This is a genomic window from Lactiplantibacillus pingfangensis (assembly GCF_005404945.1).
GTDB lineage: Bacteria > Bacillota > Bacilli > Lactobacillales > Lactobacillaceae > Lactiplantibacillus > Lactiplantibacillus pingfangensis.
This window is the reverse complement of sequence record NZ_BJDG01000036.1, coordinates 1-20,500: the sequence shown is the minus strand read 5'-3', so window position 1 is coordinate 20,500 and position 20,500 is coordinate 1. Positions and strand designations below refer to the sequence as shown.

The window sequence follows — 20,500 nt, the reverse complement described above, 5'->3', positions numbered from 1 at the left end:
AGAAAGCGCCCAGCCACGGGGCGGCTGGGCGCTAATGATAGCTGATTACCAACAACAGTTGACAAAGAGCCATTTTTATCGACTATTTAGATACCCGTTACCGCTTAGTCTACAAAAAATAGGTTCCCAGTCACGTCACGACCGGAAACCTATTTCATCTTATTTAATATTTAACAGCCCAACAGTCAAATTCAATCGCTTATTGTTGTAACCAACTAATCAGTGCGGCACTTATTTGACGTTGCTGATTAGCATTGCTAATCGTTGCGTCGTGATCACCCTGTTGATGACCATAACTGCCGAATCCAGCATGGTTACCACCTTGGATGGTTAGATAGTCGGTCTGCTTCGGTAAGTAGCGCCGATTTTCACGATAATGTTGCCAATTCAGCACGCCATCACGTGATGCCGTCACCGATAGTACCGGTAACTGGCTGGTTTTCAAACTACCTTTTTCATCTGGATAACTGGCGAGAAAAAAGACGCCTTTTAATCCTGCCGTTCGATGTCTGGCAGCGTAGCGGCTCGCCATCACACCGCCTAACGAATGCCCGCCGATAACATAATTCTGTCGAGCATGTTTTGGTACGGCCGACGCACGATTTGGTGCTAACACCGCAAGATTCAATGGAAAATGCATGAGGTAGACCGAATAGCCTCGCTGCGCTAATTGCGTTGCCCAAACACTGTAACTTGACGGAGCAACCAAGGCACCCGGATAGCACACAATAGTAGTCTTGTCTGAATCACCCTTGAAATACGTGTACTGAGCGGTTGTTTTGGTTGCCTTACGAGCTAGGGTCATCGCAGTTGCTGATGGCGTATAACTTTTTGCCCGAATCCCAACGACCGCCACGCCGAGTCCAAACAATAAGACAATTAATCCAATCAAAAGAATTTTAGTGCGTTTTTTCATAATTAATCCTTCTTCAGTAGCTCCGCATGACGAGCCGCCGTCATCTGCTTACCACGATCCAAACTATTCACGATGAATGCTAGAATAATCAGGGCTAAACCGATTAAATAAACCCAATGTAAACCGGTGTATAAAATGCCACGCAACGTTGGTAATAATTTGGTTGGCAACTCAGTCGCGGTTTGTGGATTAATTAATTTATTCATCATTGCCATCGTTGTGCCTTCATGTTTGGCAATGCCTTGATTCATCCCGACATTTAACGCAATTCCGAAAATGGAAATCATCACTGTCTGACCAATTGTTCGACTCAACGTGTTAAAAGACGTCGCCACGCCAACGGTTTTAGGTGAGACCAAGTGTTGCGAAGTCACTGTCGTCGCAGTAATCGTAATCCCAAAACCAATCCCACCAACCGCGGTAATGGCAAAGAACCAAATAAATGGTGTCGTTACTGGGATAACGGCCAGACAAAGACCAGTAAATAGAATAAAGACCAGACTCAAATAGATAATTCGCCGTGGGGCCCATTTAGCCAACAAACGGCCGGTAACAAAGGAACCAACAATCCACATCAATGAACTTGGCGTCACCGCAAAACCAGCCAGTGAGGCCGGCACACCTAAGATTCCTTGCGTCCAAGTGGGAATATAAACTTCAACCGCCATCAAGAAACCACTAATTAATGCTGCGACCGCATTTTGAATCACAAATGTTCGATTTTTAAATAAATCCATCGAAATGACTGGTTCAGGCGTATGACTTTCGCGCCGAATAAATAGCCATAAGCTCAATGCACTGACAAACCAAGCGACGAATACGATCATCCAGTTAATTGTCGCGTTGCTCAATAATTGGAAACTCAACATCAGACATAATAAAAACAGCATGAGCCAAAAACTACCGAGATAATCCACTTTGACATTGCTATGGCGTTTCGGTTCCCGTAAATAAAATTGGAATAAAAACAAAGTAATCAAACCAACTGGTACATTAATAAAGAAAATCCAATGCCAGCTGAGTTTATCGACAATTAAGCCACCAATCAACGGTGCCAATACAGAGGCAATCCCCCAGGCAGAACTGTTAAACCCAAGCACTTTGGCACGACGTTCAAACGAATAGATGTCCGCAATAATCGTCATTGAGACCGGCATTAACGCCCCGGCCCCCAGCCCTTGAATCGCCCGCCAGAAAATTAAGACGGGCATTGAGTCGGATAAGCCACTCATCATCGACCCCACAATGAAGATTAATAACCCCGCCTGCATCACTGGTTTACGACCAATTAAATCGGTCAGCTTCCCATAGATTGGCGTCATCATCGCATTAGTTAATAAATAGATTGAAAAAACCCAGTTCATCAAGGAGACCCCATGAAGATCCCCGACGATGGTTGGTAAGGCGGTTGAAACAATGGTTCCTTCAATCGCACTCATAAAAGTTGCCACGTAAATCGCAATGGTAACGGCGATTACATTGGTTTTTCGTTGTTGCATAATTGCTTCCTCTCTGTTGCCATTTGTAGCGTACAAACTGTTTCTAAATGAAAATTCTAGGCCTGACTGAACACACTTATTCGGCGATAATAATCAGCTCAAGTCCTCGTTAACTCACCACTAAAAGCAGCGTTAAAATAAGTTATTGCATAACACAATATTTGTCCTGATCGTCTTCACTCACTAAAGTGCGATAGTTGTCCTGCACACTAGGCCGCAAAAAAAGCGACCCTTAAAATAAAAGGTCGCTTTTAGCGTCGAGTACCTACAGACCGTGATAGCCTATAAGCTCGTCACGTTTAGTTATTAAGTTCAATTTCACCAAATTCAGCTTGTAGCGCGTCTACCTTGTCTGTATGTTCCCAAGGCAGATCAATATCAGTTCGACCAAAATGACCATAAGCGGCCGTTTGGCGATAAATTGGGCGTTGTAAGTCTAGCATTTTGATAATCCCTGCTGGCCGTAAATCAAAGTTCTTACGAATTGCAGCAATTAACGCTTCATCACTGACCTTCCCAGTTCCAGCAGTATCAACTGCGATTGAAACTGGTTCGGCAACCCCAATCGCATAAGCTAATTGGACTTCAACGCGGTCGGCAAGCTTAGCTGCAACAATGTTCTTCGCAATGTAGCGTGCGGCGTAACTTGCTGAACGGTCAACCTTTGTGGCATCCTTACCTGAGAAAGCCCCGCCACCATGATGAGCAAACCCACCATAAGTATCGACAATAACTTTTCGACCAGTTAAACCGGCATCCCCTTGAGGACCACCGATGACGAAACGCCCAGTTGGGTTAACTAAATACTTCGTTTTATCATCTAATAATTTAGCTGGAATAATTACCTTGATGGCTTGTTCAATCACTGTTTGACGGATGGTGTCTAAGTCAACATCAGGATCATGTTGTGTTGATAACACTACCGTATCCACCCGTTGTGGTTGGTTCTGTTCATCATATTCGACAGTCACTTGGGCTTTGGCATCAGGACGCAACCACTTGATTGTGCCGTCTTTACGTAACTCAGCAATCTTACGCATTAAGCGATGGCTGAGGGCAATTGGTAATGGCATTAATTCTGGTGTTTCGTTAATGGCATAGCCAAACATCATTCCTTGGTCACCGGCACCGATTTGGTCCAATGGATCCGCGTCACCTTCACGCGTTTCCAAGGAATCATCGACCCCTTGCGCAATATCAGGTGATTGTTCGTCCAATGAAACTAACACGGCACAGTTGTCACCGTCGAAGCCATATTGGCCATCAACATAACCAATTGACTTGATCGTGTCACGCACGACTTTTTGGATATCTACGTAGGCCTTGGTCGATACTTCACCAAAGACGAGCACTAATCCCGTTGTCACAGAAGTTTCAACGGCAACCCGGGCTTGCGGGTCTTGTTCCAACATAGCATCTAGAATGGCGTCACTGATTTGATCCGCGATTTTGTCGGGATGGCCCTCAGAAACTGATTCAGATGTAAAAAGGTGTCTTTCACTCACTTTAAAATTCCCCCTTGAAATATTTCGGTTACAAGGCATCTAAGCCTGTCAAAACAGCAAATAAGTCTCTGCTACCGCTAGTTTTGACACATTCGACCTGCCATCTCGGACAGGTCGCTTATCCTTTCGGGAACTGCTCATAACTATACAAGACTATCACAATCAAGATTTTTTTTAAAGAATCTTATCAAATTATTGACTGCTCGACCGTCTATCGGTAGGATTAGACTAATACTTCTCAGAAAGATGTTATTTTATGATTCGAATTGGAAAGCTTAAATTAAAACGTGATTACGTCCACCTAGCGATTTTTATGATCGTTCAAAGCATCACTTGTTGGTGGGCCGCACTAGACTATGGTCGCTCGTTTCAAACGGCCACCTTCTCCGCCGCGCAACTGCCGCTAATTGGCTACACGCTAGCCATTACGGCAACAATTTTTATCATTCTTGATGGCCGCATTCCAGCACAGTGGAGTTTGATTGCCATTGGCATCTCAGTCGCCTTTGCTTTCACAAATATCATTGCCAGTGAGTCAGAACTGCTTTATTTGTTATTAACTTGCAGCGTTTGGCTGTTTATCATGGCGATTCCACGGTTTGGCATGCAGAATTATTTTGGTCTGATTGTTTTTAGCGTTGTCATGTCATATACGATTCCGGTTGCGGTTTTTTATTTACAAAATGCGTACCTCTCAACAACGTTTTTATGGAAATTATTACCGTTAGTTGCCAGCTATGTGTTCCTGTATGTCCCAAGTTTCAGCAAACAGCGTCAAATTAACCAACTGATTTCAGCGGTTACTGGCGTCATCTTGGTGATAGCAATCTTTTTACAACCCATTACTTGGCAAACCATTACTGCCATCATTCTCACCATTGCGATCTGGTTCAGTCAACAATCTTTTGGTCGGCTACGATTGCATCTCATGATCAATGCCGTCTTGCAATTAATCTTCATGTTTTTACTTTATTAACCCAATTAAAAAACGGCGTGGTGAAATTTGTCACCGCGCCGTTTTTTAATTGGGTTGCAAGACTAAAAAGAAACGTGAACAGGACCAATAACAGCAATGGTCGTTCCTAATTTAGACTCGTGGTGAGCGTTCCGTCAGCCAGAAACGTTGTGCTGTGGAGGGACGGTCCCAGCCAAACCGCGGTCTGAGACTTCGATTCAAAGCCGATAACCCACGTCTTTGGATCGCCCTGTAAGATTAGGCGGCCAAAAGCGCCGACCAATCTTACCGAAACGGCACAACGTTTCTGCCTGCCTCCGCTAAGCTGAATAGCTACGGATTAGGACAACCGTTAATTAATCCGTATTGGCTAGTTACTAACACGCTGGTACTTACTCGCAAATTTCATTTTTCACCTGGTAGTCTTAAAGCAAACAACGCCGCCACATAAAATCGTGTCGGTGTTGTTTGCTTTTTATTTGCTTTTTATTTTAAAATGATAAGCATCTCAAAACCGATAATCTACGTCTTTGAATCATCTCGTTAGATCTGACAGCCAATCGTATCAACACGACACGACGTTTCTGCCTGTCTCCACCAAACGTAATAGCTGGAGGTTGAGACTGATAGCATCGGTCGTGATGGTGGCGTTACATCGGCCGATTTTTGCCAGCGTTACCCCACGGACGGTCCGGGACACTTGCGTTTTTTGCAAGGGTTCTGGGCGAGGTCCAAGACGTGCTTGGCTTGGACCGGTCCCACGACCGCATGTTATCAGTTTCAACCGGAAGTGACAGCTATGATGTATGGGCTGGTCTTTGACACGATAGAGCTTACCTTTTGACGCTAACTAACTGACTCACAGTCGCAATATCAGCCGGGGTTGTCCGGCAACAGCCACCAATAATCTTGGCTCCGGCCGCTAGCCAGGCTGGGACAAAGGACTCAAAAGTATGACTTAAATTTGTCGCCTGCCAAGTTTTGGTTTTGGGGTCATACTTGTCGCCGGAATTAGGATAGACAATCAACGGTAAGGTTACCGCGGACGCTAAAACCTTTAAGGCGGGTTCAATCGTCTCCAAAGTCGTGCAGTTCACCCCTACCGCGACCACATTCGGCTGCTGTGCGACCCATTTGGCGGCAACCGCCAGTGATGTGCCGTCACAAAGTGTCGCTGGATCTTTGAGACTAAAACTGACCCAATAGGCTTGTTCTGGAAATTCGGTAGTCACCAACTGAACTAACGCTTGAACTTCGGCAAAATTTGGCATCGTTTCAAGAGCTAAGACGTCCACGCCAACACCTGTGACGAGCTGTAGCCGTTCACGATGAAAAGCTTGATATTCAGCCACTGATTGCTGATACGCACCGGTGTACTCGCTGCCATCCGCTAAATAGGCCCCATATGGTCCAATACTTCCGGCAACCAGGCCAGAAAAATCAGCATGCTGACTCGCATAATCGTCGCGGGCTTTAATCGCCACTCGAACGGCTTGTTGCGTCAACTTACGAGCCGATTCAGCCGGAATGCCAGCGGCCACAAAAGCTGGTACATTAGCTTGATAAGTATTCGTCGTCGCGATTTGAGCGCCGGCCGCAAAATAGCTCTGATGCACCACCGCAATCGCATTCAGATGATCAATCATGGCAGTTGCTGACCAAAGGGCACTATCTGTGTCGACCCCGCGTTTTTCTAATTCAGTTGCCATGGCACCATCGGACACAACTGGACCTTGCTGTAATAACGTTTTCATTGACGAAACTTGCATAATCAGTTTCCTTTCTACACTTATAATATGATATGATTATCTCATCTTATTCTAATTATTCGAAAGCTGCAAGGAGCGTACCGATGTCAAAACAAACACATTTAAATCGTCAAATGGAATCACGGCATGTTTTAATGATTTCGCTCGGCGGGGTCATTGGGACTGGCCTGTTTCTCAGTTCAGGCTATACGATTCACCAAGCCGGCCCGATTGGCACCTTATTGGCCTATACAATTGGTGCCATCTTGGTTTACCTCGTCATGCTCTGTCTCGGTGAACTTGCGGTGGCCATGCCATATACCGGCGCCTTTCATGTCTATGCCAAAAAGTATATTGGCCCTGGCACTGGTTTTACCGTCGCCATCTTATATTGGTTAACTTGGACGATCGCCTTAGGGTCAGAATTCACTGCAGCTGGGCTCATCATGCAGACTTGGTTTCCCCACACACCCACTTGGCTCTGGAGTTTGGGCTTTATGGTCGTCATCTTCACCGTTAACGCGATGTCGGTCCGTTGGTTTGCCGAGACTGAATTCTGGTTTTCAAGCATCAAAGTCATTGCAATCATTGCTTTTATCATTCTCGGGGGGCTCGCGATTGTTGGCTGGTTACCACTACACGGTCATTCGACTGCGCCACTCTTATCCAACTACACTAAAAATGGTTGGTTCCCGAACGGTTTTGGCGGTGTCTTTACCACGATGTTAACCGTTAATTTTGCTTTCTCAGGCACTGAACTAATCGGGATTACGGCTGGTGAGACTAAAGATCCTGCCCATACGATTCCCACTGCGATTCGAACAACGCTTTGGCGCTTAATCATCTTTTTCGTCGGCAGTATGTTCGTCATGGCGGCCTTGATTCCTTATAAACAAGCTGGTGTCACCCAAAGTCCTTTCGTCTTAGTATTCAAAGAAATCGGCATTCCTTATGCGGCCGACATCATGAATTTTGTCGTCTTGACGGCCATTATGTCCGCGGCAAATTCCGGTCTATACGCGTCAACGCGCATGCTCTGGTCACTTGCCAATGAGGGTACGATTCCAAAAGTATTTAAACGAACCACTAAGCATGATGTCCCATTGATTGCCTTAATTACTAGCATGCTGGGCGGTATTTTGGCCTTACTATCAAGTGTTTACGCAGCGGGTTCCGTTTATTTGGTGCTCGTCTCAATTTCCGGCTTAGCAGTCGTCATCGTTTGGATGGCAATTGCGTTATCCGAAATTAATTTTCGCAAAGCCTACCTTAAAAGTGGCAAATCACTGGCCGATTTAACTTATAAAACCCCTGGCTATCCCGTCGTCCCCTGGTTGGCATTTATTTTAAGTGGCCTATCCTGTGTCCTAATCTGGTTTGATCCAAATCAACGTATTGCCTTGTATTATACGGTACCATTCGTTTTAATTTGTTATTTAGGCTATTATGTCAGTCAAAAGTTAAAATCACATAAAGAGGGTTAATTATGGCAACTATTAGTAAAAATACGGCTCAATTATTGGTTGACTGTTTGGAAAATGAAGGCGTTAAGTTTGTCTTTGGCATTCCGGGCGAGGAAAATATTCATCTGGTCGACGCCATTAATCAGTCCACTAAAATTAAATTCATTTTGACCCGTCATGAACAAGGCGCCTCGTTTATGGCCAGTGTTTATGGCCGTTTAACTGGCAATCCGGGCGTTTGTGTCGCCACGCTCGGCCCTGGTGCCATTAACTTATTATTAGGCGTTGCCGATGCGGAAACCAATTCAACGCCGCTGGTCGCCATCAGTGCCCAAGGTGGTTTGGATCGGTTGCATAAAGAGTCCCATCAAGTCATCGACTTGGTTTCAATGTTCAAGCCAGTGACGCAATACGCCCGCATGGTGTTAACCGCCCGCGCCGTCCCAGAAATGGTGCGTAAAGCTTTTTCCATTTCCAAACGGGATAAGCCCGGCGCGACCTACCTTTCCATTCCTCAAGACGTTGAAATGGCGCCCGCTGATCCAGAAAGCAAGCCGTTACCAATTGCCCCGATTTCAGTGACACAGCCCACTGCCAGTGATATTGACCGGGCTGTCAAACTGATTGCGGCCGCTAAAAATCCGATCATTCTCGCGGGTGATGGCGTCACTTGGAAACACGCCGAACAGTATGTCCAACAGTTGAGCGAATTGTTAAATATTCCCGTTGCCACGACCTTTATGAGTAAAGGGGTCCTTTCTGACCGGCATAAAAATGCCCTCGGTGTCGTTGGGTTTATGCGCAAGGACTATGAAAACTTCGCCTTTGAAGAGTCTGATTTAATTATCGCCATCGGCTTTTCAATTCAGCAGTTTGACCCGAAAAAGATCAATCCGGCTGGTGACAAAAAAATTATTCACATCAATATGTTCCGTCAAGATACCGACAGCCATTATGATGTCACCTTAAATATCATTGCTAACATTCGTCCGAGTCTAGCCGCCTTAATCACCGCGTTACAAGAACAAGATATTCATTTCGAGCATCGCAAGCCCCTGATTCGCGAGATGATCCAAAAAGAATTGACCACGGGTGCAGCCAGCGACGCGATCCCGATGTTGCCTCAAAAGATCGTTCATGATACGCGGGAAGTTCTCGCCGACGATGATATTGTGTTAGTCGATACCGGTGCCGTCAAAATGTGGATGGCACGCCTCTATCAAACTTATCTGCCAAACACTTGCTTGATTGATAACGGCCTTTCCACGATGGCATGGACGTTGCCTGGCGCTTTAGGCGCTAAATTAGCCTACCCAGACCGAACCGTGGTTGCCGTCATGGGTGACGGTAGTTTCATGATGAACTCGCAAGAAATTGAAACGGCCATCCGTGAAAAATTACATCTCGTGTTCGTGATTTGGGAAGACGCCTCCTATGGCCTGATTAAGTGGAAGATGGATATGGAATTACAACACCATGACGAGGTTGATTTCGGTAATCCAGACTTTGTGAAATATGCCGAAAGTTTTGGTGCCGTGGGCTACCGAGTGGAAAAGGCAGCCGACTTTCAAACGATGCTACGTCAAGCGGTGACCGCTAAAACTGGCGTGCATATTATTACGGTTCCGGTCGACTATCGTGAAAACTTGAAATTGATTAAAAAATTAGGAAATACCACCATTCGTCTTTAGTTATTGAACCAGACAGACTAAAATCGCCGACGCATAAAATTGCGTCGGCGGTTTTAGTTTGTCAGTTAATTATCTGAACAAGTTGATCAATCAACATTAAGCCTGAATCACCCGTTGAGCCGATTGCGCTAGCCAGTCAACAATCCGTTGACTGATTTGAGTCGGTGTTAACCGATCCGTCGCGATAACTAGGTCGGCGGCGGCGGCGTATAAGGCCGCCCGCCGTTGCTTTAAGGTCAATAACGCGGTTGTATCTAGCTCATTCACTAGTGGTCGACCGTCATCCGCGGCGACCCGTGCTAAAATCGTGGCATCGGTCGCATCCAACCAAATCACGGGAATCGAACTCGTCGTTAAAATGGCCGCATTGGCCGCAGTCGTTGGTGTGCCGCCGCCCGTGGATAGAATCCCTGGCCGTTGTAACGCCGCTAGTAACGTCCGTTGCTCCAACTGCCGAAACTGGCCTTCACCTTGGCGCGCAAAAATCGCTGTGATTGGTTGACCAGCACGCTGTACGATCAGTTCATCCAAATCCGCGTGCGCCGTTTGCAACTGCTCAGCTAGTAAGCGTCCCACTGTCGTCTTGCCGCTACCCATAAATCCGATTAAAATTGCTTCCATTAGCTTTTCCTCACAATCTGATAGTTTGCTGCGGCTAACAATGCGATGGCCGCATCATGGGTCGCGGCGTTGCCAAAGGTCAATTGCAATATCCCATCGACTTCTTCACGAATCTCTAAAATGTGAATATTCACCAAGCTTAATTGGGCCTGGGCCAATAACTGCGTCACGCCCGCAATCGCCCCTGGTCGATCAGGAATCGTCAAAAAGACGTCATAAAAGTTAGGCAAACTCCCAAGTCGTTCCGGCCCTAAGTGATCGCGGGTCGTTTTGGCGGCGGTAAAAAAGGTCTTTAAACAGGCACCGTCACCAGTTTCAATAGCAGTAGTCACTGCCGTCAGTGTTGCCATGAAAGCTTGTAACTGGGCCACGACGACCGTTGGATTATTCAACAAAATTGCCGTCCACATGGTTGGGTCCGAAGACGCAATCCGGGTCAAACTTTTAAAGCCCCCCGCGGCTAGCCGTAATCCCATTGGTGAATCTGCCAAGGCCGTCTGCGTTTGATTGACTAGAGCCGCGGCGACCACATGCGGAACGTGACTGAGTTGACCCACAAGCCGATCATGTTGGGACGGCGTCACCGTCAACCATTTGGCTTTCGTTGCCACTAGCAACGCTTGTAACTGAGTCACCGCTGCTTGGGGTGCTAATCCGGGAACGAGAAAATAAAACGCATTTTCAAATAAATCCGCGCGCCCAGCTGTCACACCAGACTTGTGTGATCCCGCCATCGGGTGCCCACCGATAAACGTGAAGCCACGGGTTTGCAACGGCTTGGCTGCGGCTAAAACTGTTTGTTTCGTACTACCGACATCCGTAATCAAAACAGTCGTTTTGAGCGGCAACGTTGCTAAGATTGCCAAGTCATCACGAATGACACTGACAGGGCCGGCCAAAATGATGACATCGGCTTGTATCGCCGCGGTTGAGAAATCGTCTGTCACTTCATCAACGAGTTGGTGTTGCTTGGCATAAGTTAACGTCGCCGCCAACCGGTCACTGCCCACAATTGTGACCTGCGGCTGGGCGTCACGGATTGCTAAAGCCAAAGAACTGCCAATCAACCCTAAACCATGAATCAAAACTCGCGTCATACGCGCACCTCCGTCTTCGGTAACAAGCGACTGAGGTCTTCAAAGAAAGTTGGATAAGAAATATCAATCGCCGCCGCACCAGTTAGTTCTAATGGCGTAGTTAACCGTAATGCGGCCACAGCCGCCATCATCCCAATGCGGTGATCACCATGACTCACCAATTTTGAGTCCTTAACCTGCCAGGCCGGACGACCATCAATCACAAAGCCATCCGGTTGTTCGTCAATCGCCACGCCCAGCTTACGGAGCTCCGAGCAAATCGTGGCAATCCGATCGGTTTCTTTGACCCGCAGCTCACCGGCACCACTAATCCGACTAATCCCATCGGCGGTGGCAGCTAACAAGGCAACTAACGGCAATTCGTCAATCACCGCCGGAATATCCGCGGCCGTTAAAGTGATTGGTCTTAAGTTAGCAGCCGTCACGGTCACATTGCCAAGCGGTTCACCGACATTGGCTAGGCGGTCAATTTGAACCTGACCACCCATCCGCTGCAAGACCCTCAATAGCCCAGTCCGCGTCGGATTTAACCCCACCCGTTGTAGCGTCACTCGTGACCCTGGGACAATACTCGCGGCCGTCATGAAAAACGCCGCCGAAGAAAAATCTCCAGGAACGTCAACCGGTTGACCGATCAACTGCGGTTGGGGCTGAACCGTGATTGTCCGCTGATCAGCCGCCGTTGCCACCTCAGCCCCAAAGGCCGTAAGTAGCCGCTCCGTATGATCCCGCGTGGGTAGCTTTTCAACAATTGTGCTCGGGGCATCCGCCTGTATCGCTGCTAAGATCAACGCGCTTTTAACTTGGGCACTCGCCACCGCCATTTGACTCCTACGACCGTGTAAGTTCCGACCGTGAATGGACATTGGTAAGTGACCAGCCGTTAATTCTAGCTCAGCTCCCATGAGTTGTAACGGTTGGCGGACTCGTTCCATCGGCCGCTGACTCAGCGAGGCATCCCCAATCAGCGTGCTGTCAAACGGTTGCCCGGCCAACAAACCAGCTAACAAGCGGGTCGCCGTTCCAGCATTTCCCATTTGCAGTGGCCCGCTAGCTGGTCTTAAGCCATGTAAGCCCTGACCAGTTACTTGAACTGTCGTTCCGGTCCGCTGAATGTCAACGCCCAACCCCTGCAACGCCGTGAGCGTTGATAAACAATCTTCCGCGGGTAAAAAATGTTGAATAGTCGTCTGACCATGACTAATCGCGCCTAACATGAGACTACGATGGGAAATACTCTTATCTCCCGGAACCGTTAAACAGCCATGCAACCCGTTCGTCGGCCGGCTCATTAATTTTTTCATCTTATCATCCACCTACTTAATTTGATAAACACACCAGACCATTGACGGCGTCAGCCGCTTGATCACTTGTTCTTGCGCCGTTAGCGTGACATTTTTTTCGTTTGTCAGCACATAGGCCGCCTGATTTTGTTGATAGGCTTGATAAGCCAAAACTTTACTACTAACGGTTTGAATTTCGACCGATTGAACGAGTCGTTGCAATAATTGCGCAGTCGCCGCATGCGTGTAACCGATCCGATTATCGGCTGCCAACCGTTGCACCACGACCAGTGGATCTAACGCGGTCATAAAGCAATCAATCAAGGTCATCTGCGTCAGCGTTGCATAGTGGACGTCACCCCAGCTTGCCTGTAACTCGGTTGATTTAAACGCGGCTGGTATGACTAACCAGTCGCCAGATAACGTAGGTAGTTGTGTCAAAATTGCCTCAAAGCTCGGATGACCGATAATTGTCGCTTGATTTTGTAGCTGCTCACAATTGTAAAATTGGCTCGCGGCATAACTATCCGTTGCTGCTGGGCCTAACGTATGCAACCGCATGCTAGTATGCCTGTAATTCAGCGCGGTACGTTTTGAGCATCGCTTGTAACCGGGCTAAATTACTACCGTCAAACGTCGCCGTCAATGCCCGTGCAAGTTCAATCGCCACTACACTTTCAACCACGATGGCGGCGGGAACGATGGCGGTCGTATCGGAACGTTCGACACTCGCCTTCTTGATTTCCTTCGTTTGAATATCCACACTTTGTAATGGCTTGTATAACGTGGGAATTGGCTTCATTGCGGCTTTAATAACGATTGGCATGCCGTTCGTCATCCCGCCTTCAAAACCACCGAGGTGATTGGTTAAGCGTGACCAGCCCGTTGTTTTGTCCCAGTCAATTTCGTCCATCACTTGACTCCCGTAATGGGCGGCCGCGTCAAAACCATCACCGATTTCAACGCCCTTCATCGCGTTAACCCCCATCACGGCCGCGGCCAATTGACCATCCAATTTTGTCTGCCAATTAGTGTAACTGCCAAGTCCGGCTGGCACATTTTCAGCCACCACGCGGATGACGCCACCCAGCGTGTCACCTGCTTTTTTCGTGGCCGTAATCAGGTCATGAATCTCAGCCACTGGGGCATTCGCGGGCATCCGTAAATCGTTTTGGCCAATTTGACGCGTTAATTTAGCGACAGTCAGCGTCTCATCCGCCACGGTTTTAACCGGACCAATTTGTTGCACGTAGCCGACCAGCTGGATGTCCAGTTGAGCCAATAACTGTTTACAAATTTGTCCAATGGCAACCCGCATCGCGGTTTCACGTGCCGAGGAACGTTCCAACACATTGCGTAAATCGCGATGGCCGTACTTCATCCCGCCGACTAAATCGGCGTGGCCTGGCCGTGGTCGTGTGACCCGCCGTAACGTGTTGTCGGCGGTAGCTGGACTAATGGGGTCCATAATCGCTTGCCAATGGGCGTGATCACGATTTTGAATCGTTAGCGCGATTGGTGAGCCCAATGTCACGCTGTGGCGTAAACCACCTGTGACTGTCACCGTATCATGTTCAATTTGCTGGCGATTGCCGCGACCGAAACCGCCTTGACGCGCGGCTAAACCGGCATTAATGGCGGCAATATCTAGTTTTAAACCGGCGGGAATGCCCGTTAGAATCCCGGTCAATTGGGGACCGTGTGATTCACCGGCAGTAACGTAATCAATCATTTGAAAGTTCCTCCTCAGAAGTTGGTTGGCCGGCTTGATTGCTGGTCGTCGGTTGCTGCGCTTGATAGGCCCGTGAATTTGCCATGATGGCTTGGTAAATTGCTTGTAAATAAGGCGTATGCGCCGCTTGCCGACTCTGTTTAGCAACGCGTCCTAAAACGATTGCTTCTCGCTTGGTATCAAGCACTGGCAAGTTTGACGCCTGTTTCAACTCACCGATTGTCGTGACTGTTTCAAAGCGCTGATTTAATAACTTAACGATTTGCTGATCAATTTGATTAATTTGTTGCCGTTCATGAGCTAAGCTACGACTCGGCCCGAGTGCTAATACCGTCATCATGACTAATGCTAAACCCGCTACTGCGATGACGAGATCAAATTGCATCGCTGCCCCAATACTTCGTTTAGAGAGCCAACCAGTAATCAACGGAATCGTGAATGACGCTACGCTCCCAAAGGTGAAGTACAGCCCCGTGACCCGCCCTTTAATATGCGGATATAACTTGATTAATAAGTTAACCCCCACTTGTAGGACGCCGCCGGCCGCGGAAAAACCGAACACGAACGAGGCAATCATAGAGAGCCAAGCCCAATTGGTGTTACAGACGACTAACAAGGCCACTAATGACGTTAAATTCATTGGAATCAACAGCTGTTTTTCAGCTAAGCCGAATCGTAAGAGTAAGAAGATAACCACCACACCGGTAATTGAGCCGATACTGTACAAAGATAACAACAAGTGGGCCAAAACTTGGTGATAGCCCATCTCTTTGGTGACGAATAAACTAATCCATTGCGTGTATAAAATCATCAGCGCCATGGACGTGTAACCGTAACCGGCTAAACCAATCGTCGCTAACCATCGCCGTGGTTTGGCTAACTTTTCAGCGGCCTGTGCGGCTTGTGACCCGGCTTGATTTTTCGCCGGGAAAGTTTGGCGATTCAATAACCAAAAGTTCAACAATAAGATGGCAGTGGGTAACATGAATGACCAGCCGAACCAGAGTTGCTTAGCTGATAAAGTCACAATTAGCAACGGTAAAACGAATTCACCAATTGACATGAAGGCTTTCAATAGCACATTTGCTGAACCTTGATTGCCGCCCATTTCAATAAAGGTCGTGTAAGTCCCAGAATCTAAAGCGGAGTTAGCCACCCCCGCGAGAATTGCCAAACCATATGCCACTTGAATATTCCTGACAAACGCCATGCCAACAAAGAAAATCAAGTAACTTAACATCCCAATATTGACGAAAATTTTACGGCCATAGCGGTCCGACAAACTGCCAAAAATAAAGTAAGCTAGCAAGCGGCCAATTCCGACTCCGGAAACCACATAAGAGACGGTGGCAATTGGGGTTTGCCAATGTTGGCTCAGGGCTTGCATATTTTGGGCTAAAATAATCAACCCGATCCCATGGACTAAGTAATTCAGGTATAAACTCACTGATAACTGACGACGATTGATAAGCTTCATCATGTCACTCCTTCTCATAAACAACTCATTTTTCGGATAAAAAAAGGCCAGCTAGATTTAGAAAATCTAGCTGGCGGCTGATTATTAGTTCCCTAATAACGCATATATTTCCGGCTAGACTTTCACGTGTCTAGCTGGCCAAGACAAAATTGACTTCGCTAACCTTAGACACGGACGTGTGGACGCCCGCATCTAAGAAACCGATCCGGACGTTACCTAAAGTAATAGAAGCCGAAATAATACGCGTTGGTTGGTAATAGCTGAGTCATAATTATCTTTCCTTTCCGTTTGGTTGTTGTTTATATTAAAACATTCTCATTTTAAACTGTCAACACTAATTTCATTTTAATCTAATTCTTTCACAATTCTCTTCTACCAGTATGCTAAAATAAAAACCGTCGTTATCACAAGGATAACGGCGGTCTCGAAACGAATTGGCTTGAATATACGTGCTAATATATTACTTCGTTTCAAGACCATTATAACAGATTTAACGGCAGTTGTATTTACTCGCTAATAACATGACACCCATTTCTTATCAATTGTCAACTTGACTTACTAATCACATTAACTCAAGGTAAAGGAGTCTTTTTTATGCCTAAAATCGCTATTTTATCCGACATCCATGGCAATGCCACCGCGTTAGAAGCGGTGCTCGCAGATGCCAAAGCACAACAAGTTTCTGAATACTGGACCGTTGGTGACAACACGGTGCGTGGCCCAGAAGCAGAACGCGTCATGCAATTGCTAGATCACGTTCAGCCAACTGCCGCGGTCCTCGGAAATCATGAAGAAAACTATCAAAAAGTCTTGGCAGCAACGCCTGAAAACTTTACTAAACCGAAACAAATCATGGCAACCATTTTAACTAATTTCGACCGGCAGCAACTAAGTCCCGCCCACTTTCAACAACTCTTACAGCTCCCAATCACGCAACTCAAACAAGTTGGCCCATTAACCATTCGGTTGCAACACGTCTTACCAGATTTTGTCAGTGGCCATTCACTCGCTCCGACTGAAGCCCAAGCCAACTTCGATGAGGCTGCTAGTGGCGAACCAGACATCGTGATCTATGCGCATACCCATCAGCCACTAATGCGGGCCTCCACACGCGGCCAATTAATTCTCAATGCCGGGACAGTTGGCCTACCAACTGCGCCACGGCCGGCTTTACGTCAACCGCGCGCAATGTACCTCATTTTAACGATTGATGAGACGGGGGTCTGTGGCATTGATTATCGCCGCGTCGATTTTGATTGGCAACGCGCCAGTAAAATTGCTGAAAATTACCACTTACCTTACTTAGAATTCTATACAGAAACGTTACGCACAAATGCTTATCAATACCGTCCTAGTGCCGTCGCTGCCTACAATGATAACCATCATTTGGCGGCTCAAGCCCGGGCAATTTTAATGAAAACGGTCTAATGAAAAATCTGTGAGAATGCGAGAGAAAATAGTTTCAATCTGAGGACATTTCTGTATACTGTTAAAGTCAGACAGTTTTAACTGTTTGGGTTTAAGAGAGGAGTCACAGCACAATGTATTTTAAAAAAGCAACTTTAGACGATATCGACACGATTATTGATATCCTGAGTGATGGCCGTAACCAACTTGCCGAGGCCGGTGTCAACCAGTGGCAAGGCGACTATCCGTCTCGTAATCAAATTACCGCAGATATTATGCAAGGTTCTGCCTATTTATTCAATTCCACCGATGATGCCACTGTCGGCGCCGTGGCGGTCGTCCCTTCGCCAGATGCCACTTATGACACGGCCAATGCGACCTGGTTAAACACAACTGAACCTTACGTGGTGATCCATCGTGTCGCCATTCATTCAACACACGCGGGTCACGGCTACGCCACTCAATTATTCGAAAAAATTATTGCCCATATTACGAGTCAACATCCCGAAATCAAAAGTATTCGGATTGATACGCACGCCGATAATCAGGCGATGCAACATTTAATTGATAAGATGTCCTTTGAACGCGTTGGCGAAATGGTCGGGGTTTATCACCAAGACGATGTTTGTTACGTTTATGAAAAATTAATCAAATAATCCCCTAGCACCGCTCAAATCCGTCGATTTGGGTGGTGCTTTTTAACTCCGATGAATTCTGACACAGCCGTCGCTAATTCTGTTAAACTGTATTTAATCAGACTCCACACTACTTGCCGCAATCTTACTCATGTTTGTTGGGATCGGCTTTATCGGCATGTTAACGAGTGCCATCACATCATTTTTTACCACTGATACTGAAAAAAGCGAAAATCAGCGACTATTAGACCAGCTGGAATTTGTGACCAAGCAAAATGAAGAAATCAAGAAAAGATTAGCTGCGATAGAACAGCAGACGAGGAAGTGATTAAGTGGCACTATTTGGATTGACAATCATCGTTATTTGGCTGGCATATCGATTTTTTGCTAAGTGGCGCTGGTTTATTTTCCCGTTGGCACTGCTCTTAAACGGATTGTTCTGGCTCCACGCACACCAACTTATATTTTGGACCCTCCTCAGTGTGGCGCTAATCACTTATGACTTGTCCTATCGTAACCGACATGCAGGACGCGACCCATTTTACAACAATAAGCAACAGTAACCACCGTCCGATACATCAATTGTCCGCATTTCGCTTGTCACTTTCTAATAAACCAAGGAGAACTTTCAATGAATAGATATATCACCCTACTGAGAGGAATCAACGTTGCTGGCAAAAACAAATTGGTGATGGCCGATTTAAAGGCCGCAGTCTCAGAACTCGGCTTTTCAACTGTAGCCACCTATCTCAACAGTGGCAATCTGATTCTTTCCAGCGACATAACTGACCCAACCGAGATTTCAGCCCAAATTAAAGCGATGATTAGTCGCAACTTTCAAGTAGACATTCCAGTTTATACACTGCTGCAAGCCAACCTAGAAACCATCCTAGCGCACGCTCCTGTTTGGTGGGGCGATCCGGATAAGACGATCTATGATAATCTCATCTTTGTGCTACCACCTTTATCGCCAACTGATATTCACGACGAAATTGGCCTGCCTCAGCCTGATTATGAAAAAGTTGCTGATTATGAAAATGCAATTTTTTGGTCGTTCAGTCGCAAAGATTATCAAAAAACCAATTGGTGGTCAAAAACGGCCAATTCTGCGGTGAAAGACGGTCTCACGATTCGGACTGCCAATACGGTTAGAAGGCTTGCTAAAGCATGATAACTGGCGTATGTGTGGTCTTGCTTCCAGTGATTCGACTGACCCCCAAAAAGGTGGCGACATGATGTCCCCGCCTTTTATTTTGCAATCTTAACGAAGACTTTGCTAGTGTCATCGTCATTGCTATTTTTTATCTGCGTTCCTTTTTCCAGATTGACTGGCCAAAGCCATCAGACCAACAGAGCTCAAATAATAAAGACCTAATAAGATAATCGTGATGATTTTTAATGGCACGTTAGCTGGTCGTGAACTTACCCCACCTTCGTCCAAATAGAGCCGATTAGACGACCGTATCAACGAAATAAGCCAGAGTAGGATTGTTCCGGTACTTTCATTAAAAAGTATTTGGAAACTTAAACTAAAGCGCTTTTTATAAGGCAAAATCAGGTTAATCCAAGGTGCGATGAATAAAAAAAGATATAAGCCAAATGATAAAAGTGCTAGCCAAAAGTAGCCGCCATTAAACAAGTAAAATTCGGCCATTTGCCAGCTACCTAGTGTGAGGATGAGCACTGTTGCAATCGGGACTAAAATCCGCGTAAGGGGTGTCTGATAGCCTTTACGCTTCAGCCTAGCCAGGCCCTTCCCTTGATCAACATGCCAAGACAGCTCGCTCACTAACTGAGTGATGAAATATTGACACACCGCTGTTCCGACAATGATTCCAATGACTAGAATCAAGACCATTTTTGCTGTCACTTCCTCTTGAACTCATTTTTTCGAAAAAAAAACACCAACGCTTTTACACGTTAGTGCTTCAGTAATACCGGCGATCGGGGTCGAACCGATACTCCCTCAACGGGAACTGGATTTTGAGTCCAGCGCGTCTGCCAATTCCGCCACGCCGGCATAATAAGAATTGGACTTGATACTGATCAGGTTTACAACCTTATCAGGAAAGGTGGTAACCGGATTTGAACCGGTGATGAAGGTTTTGCAGACCTCTGCCTTACCACTTGGCTATACCACCATCATTTCCCAAAACCCAATTGGGTTAGCTGGGGTCGAACCAGCGCATGATGGAGTCAAAGTCCATTGCCTTACCACTTGGCTATAACCCAATCAAAGGGCGGTATGTGGGAATCGAACCCACGCGTGCCGGAGCCACAATCCGGTGCGTTAACCACTTCGCCAATACCGCCATCATGGCAGGGATAGTAGGAGTTGAACCCACATCGATGGTTTTGGAGACCATTGTTCTACCATTGAACTATATCCCTATAAAAATGGAGGGGAGTGGATTCGAACCACCGAACCCGAAGGAGCGGATTTACAGTCCGCCGCGTTTAGCCAGACTTCG

At 46.8% G+C, this 20,500-nt stretch carries 18 protein-coding genes, 5 tRNA genes and 1 riboswitch; of the genes, 7 read left to right on the top strand and 16 right to left on the bottom strand.

Annotated elements, in window-relative coordinates; genetic code table 11:
• Window positions 1-199: 199 nt before the first annotated feature.
• The 3 genes from FFM74_RS12550 to metK form a co-directional block, all read right to left on the bottom strand.
• On the bottom strand, window positions 200-916 hold the full coding sequence (locus FFM74_RS12550; protein ID WP_137626972.1) for an alpha/beta hydrolase: 717 nt from the start codon (window positions 914-916) through the stop codon (window positions 200-202).
• A 2-nt stretch (window positions 917-918) separates the two neighbouring features.
• Window positions 919-2,415, bottom strand: coding sequence for an MDR family MFS transporter (locus FFM74_RS12545; RefSeq protein WP_137626971.1), 1,497 nt, complete (start codon window positions 2,413-2,415; stop codon window positions 919-921).
• Between the two features lie 299 nt (window positions 2,416-2,714).
• On the bottom strand, window positions 2,715-3,920 hold the full coding sequence (metK, locus tag FFM74_RS12540; protein ID WP_137626970.1) for a methionine adenosyltransferase: 1,206 nt from the start codon (window positions 3,918-3,920) through the stop codon (window positions 2,715-2,717).
• A riboswitch (SMK box riboswitch) is annotated at window positions 3,918-4,068 on the bottom strand. Its footprint overlaps the gene before it by 3 nt.
• Window positions 4,069-4,176: 108 nt before the next feature.
• Between metK and FFM74_RS12535 the strand changes: the two genes are divergently transcribed.
• Window positions 4,177-4,896, top strand: coding sequence for a hypothetical protein (locus FFM74_RS12535; protein WP_137626969.1), 720 nt, complete (start codon window positions 4,177-4,179; stop codon window positions 4,894-4,896).
• An 812-nt stretch (window positions 4,897-5,708) separates the two neighbouring features.
• Here the strand turns inward: FFM74_RS12535 and mmuM are convergent.
• On the bottom strand, window positions 5,709-6,629 hold the full coding sequence (mmuM, locus tag FFM74_RS12530) for a homocysteine S-methyltransferase (protein WP_137626968.1): 921 nt from the start codon (window positions 6,627-6,629) through the stop codon (window positions 5,709-5,711).
• A 98-nt stretch (window positions 6,630-6,727) separates the two neighbouring features.
• Here mmuM and FFM74_RS12525 point away from each other — a divergent pair, with 98 nt between their 5' ends.
• Window positions 6,728-8,107 (top strand): amino acid permease, encoded by a 1,380-nt coding sequence (locus FFM74_RS12525; RefSeq protein ID WP_137626967.1) that lies wholly within the window; start codon window positions 6,728-6,730, stop codon window positions 8,105-8,107.
• 2 nt (window positions 8,108-8,109) lie between these two features.
• Entirely contained in the window at window positions 8,110-9,777 is a 1,668-nt protein-coding gene (locus FFM74_RS12520) for an acetolactate synthase large subunit (RefSeq protein WP_137626966.1), read from the top strand.
• Window positions 9,778-9,873: 96 nt separating this feature from the next.
• Here the strand turns inward: FFM74_RS12520 and FFM74_RS12515 are convergent, their stop codons facing one another.
• From FFM74_RS12515 to FFM74_RS12490, 6 genes are read right to left on the bottom strand one after another with little or no spacing between them, the layout of a single operon-like run.
• Window positions 9,874-10,398, bottom strand: coding sequence for a shikimate kinase (locus FFM74_RS12515; RefSeq protein ID WP_137626965.1), 525 nt, complete (start codon window positions 10,396-10,398; stop codon window positions 9,874-9,876).
• Window positions 10,398-11,495, bottom strand: a complete 1,098-nt coding sequence (locus tag FFM74_RS12510) for a prephenate dehydrogenase (protein ID WP_137626964.1) — start codon at window positions 11,493-11,495, stop codon at window positions 10,398-10,400. The genes FFM74_RS12515 and FFM74_RS12510 overlap by 1 nt, the downstream gene beginning before the upstream one ends.
• Window positions 11,492-12,799, bottom strand: a complete 1,308-nt coding sequence (gene aroA, locus FFM74_RS12505) for a 3-phosphoshikimate 1-carboxyvinyltransferase (protein WP_137626963.1) — start codon at window positions 12,797-12,799, stop codon at window positions 11,492-11,494. The genes FFM74_RS12510 and aroA overlap by 4 nt, the downstream gene beginning before the upstream one ends.
• Window positions 12,800-12,811: 12 nt before the next feature.
• A complete protein-coding gene (locus FFM74_RS12500) occupies window positions 12,812-13,339 on the bottom strand; it encodes an amino acid biosynthesis protein (RefSeq protein ID WP_137626962.1) in 528 nt (175 codons plus the stop codon).
• A gap of 1 nt (window position 13,340) precedes the next feature.
• A complete protein-coding gene (aroC, locus tag FFM74_RS12495) occupies window positions 13,341-14,510 on the bottom strand; it encodes a chorismate synthase (protein WP_137626961.1) in 1,170 nt (389 codons plus the stop codon).
• Complete coding sequence (locus FFM74_RS12490; RefSeq protein ID WP_137626973.1) at window positions 14,503-15,978, bottom strand: MFS transporter; 1,476 nt, start codon at window positions 15,976-15,978, stop codon at window positions 14,503-14,505. The genes aroC and FFM74_RS12490 overlap by 8 nt, the downstream gene beginning before the upstream one ends.
• 603 nt (window positions 15,979-16,581) lie before the next feature.
• On the opposite strand from FFM74_RS12490, the gene FFM74_RS12485 reads away from it, so the two are divergent.
• From FFM74_RS12485 to FFM74_RS12475, 4 genes are all read left to right on the top strand, one after another.
• Complete coding sequence (locus tag FFM74_RS12485; RefSeq protein ID WP_137626960.1) at window positions 16,582-17,415, top strand: metallophosphoesterase family protein; 834 nt, start codon at window positions 16,582-16,584, stop codon at window positions 17,413-17,415.
• 113 nt (window positions 17,416-17,528) lie between these two features.
• On the top strand, window positions 17,529-18,050 hold the full coding sequence (locus FFM74_RS12480; protein WP_137626959.1) for a GNAT family N-acetyltransferase: 522 nt from the start codon (window positions 17,529-17,531) through the stop codon (window positions 18,048-18,050).
• 130 nt (window positions 18,051-18,180) lie between these two features.
• Window positions 18,181-18,357, top strand: a complete 177-nt coding sequence (locus FFM74_RS13690) for a hypothetical protein (RefSeq protein WP_171000746.1) — start codon at window positions 18,181-18,183, stop codon at window positions 18,355-18,357.
• Window positions 18,358-18,660: 303 nt separating this feature from the next.
• Window positions 18,661-19,200, top strand: coding sequence for a DUF1697 domain-containing protein (locus FFM74_RS12475; protein ID WP_137626958.1), 540 nt, complete (start codon window positions 18,661-18,663; stop codon window positions 19,198-19,200).
• 123 nt (window positions 19,201-19,323) lie between these two features.
• Here the strand turns inward: FFM74_RS12475 and FFM74_RS12470 are convergent, their stop codons facing one another.
• The 6 genes from FFM74_RS12470 to FFM74_RS12445 form a co-directional block, all read right to left on the bottom strand.
• Entirely contained in the window at window positions 19,324-19,899 is a 576-nt protein-coding gene (locus FFM74_RS12470) for a hypothetical protein (protein ID WP_137626957.1), read from the bottom strand.
• Window positions 19,900-19,964: 65 nt separating this feature from the next.
• Window positions 19,965-20,049: transfer RNA gene (locus tag FFM74_RS12465), tRNA-Leu, on the bottom strand.
• Between the two features lie 50 nt (window positions 20,050-20,099).
• Window positions 20,100-20,170 (bottom strand) — tRNA-Cys (locus FFM74_RS12460).
• A gap of 19 nt (window positions 20,171-20,189) precedes the next feature.
• Window positions 20,190-20,261: transfer RNA gene (locus FFM74_RS12455), tRNA-Gln, on the bottom strand.
• A gap of 7 nt (window positions 20,262-20,268) precedes the next feature.
• A tRNA-His gene (locus FFM74_RS12450) sits at window positions 20,269-20,341 on the bottom strand.
• A gap of 5 nt (window positions 20,342-20,346) precedes the next feature.
• Window positions 20,347-20,420, bottom strand: a tRNA-Trp gene (locus FFM74_RS12445).
• Window positions 20,421-20,500 lie beyond the last annotated feature (80 nt).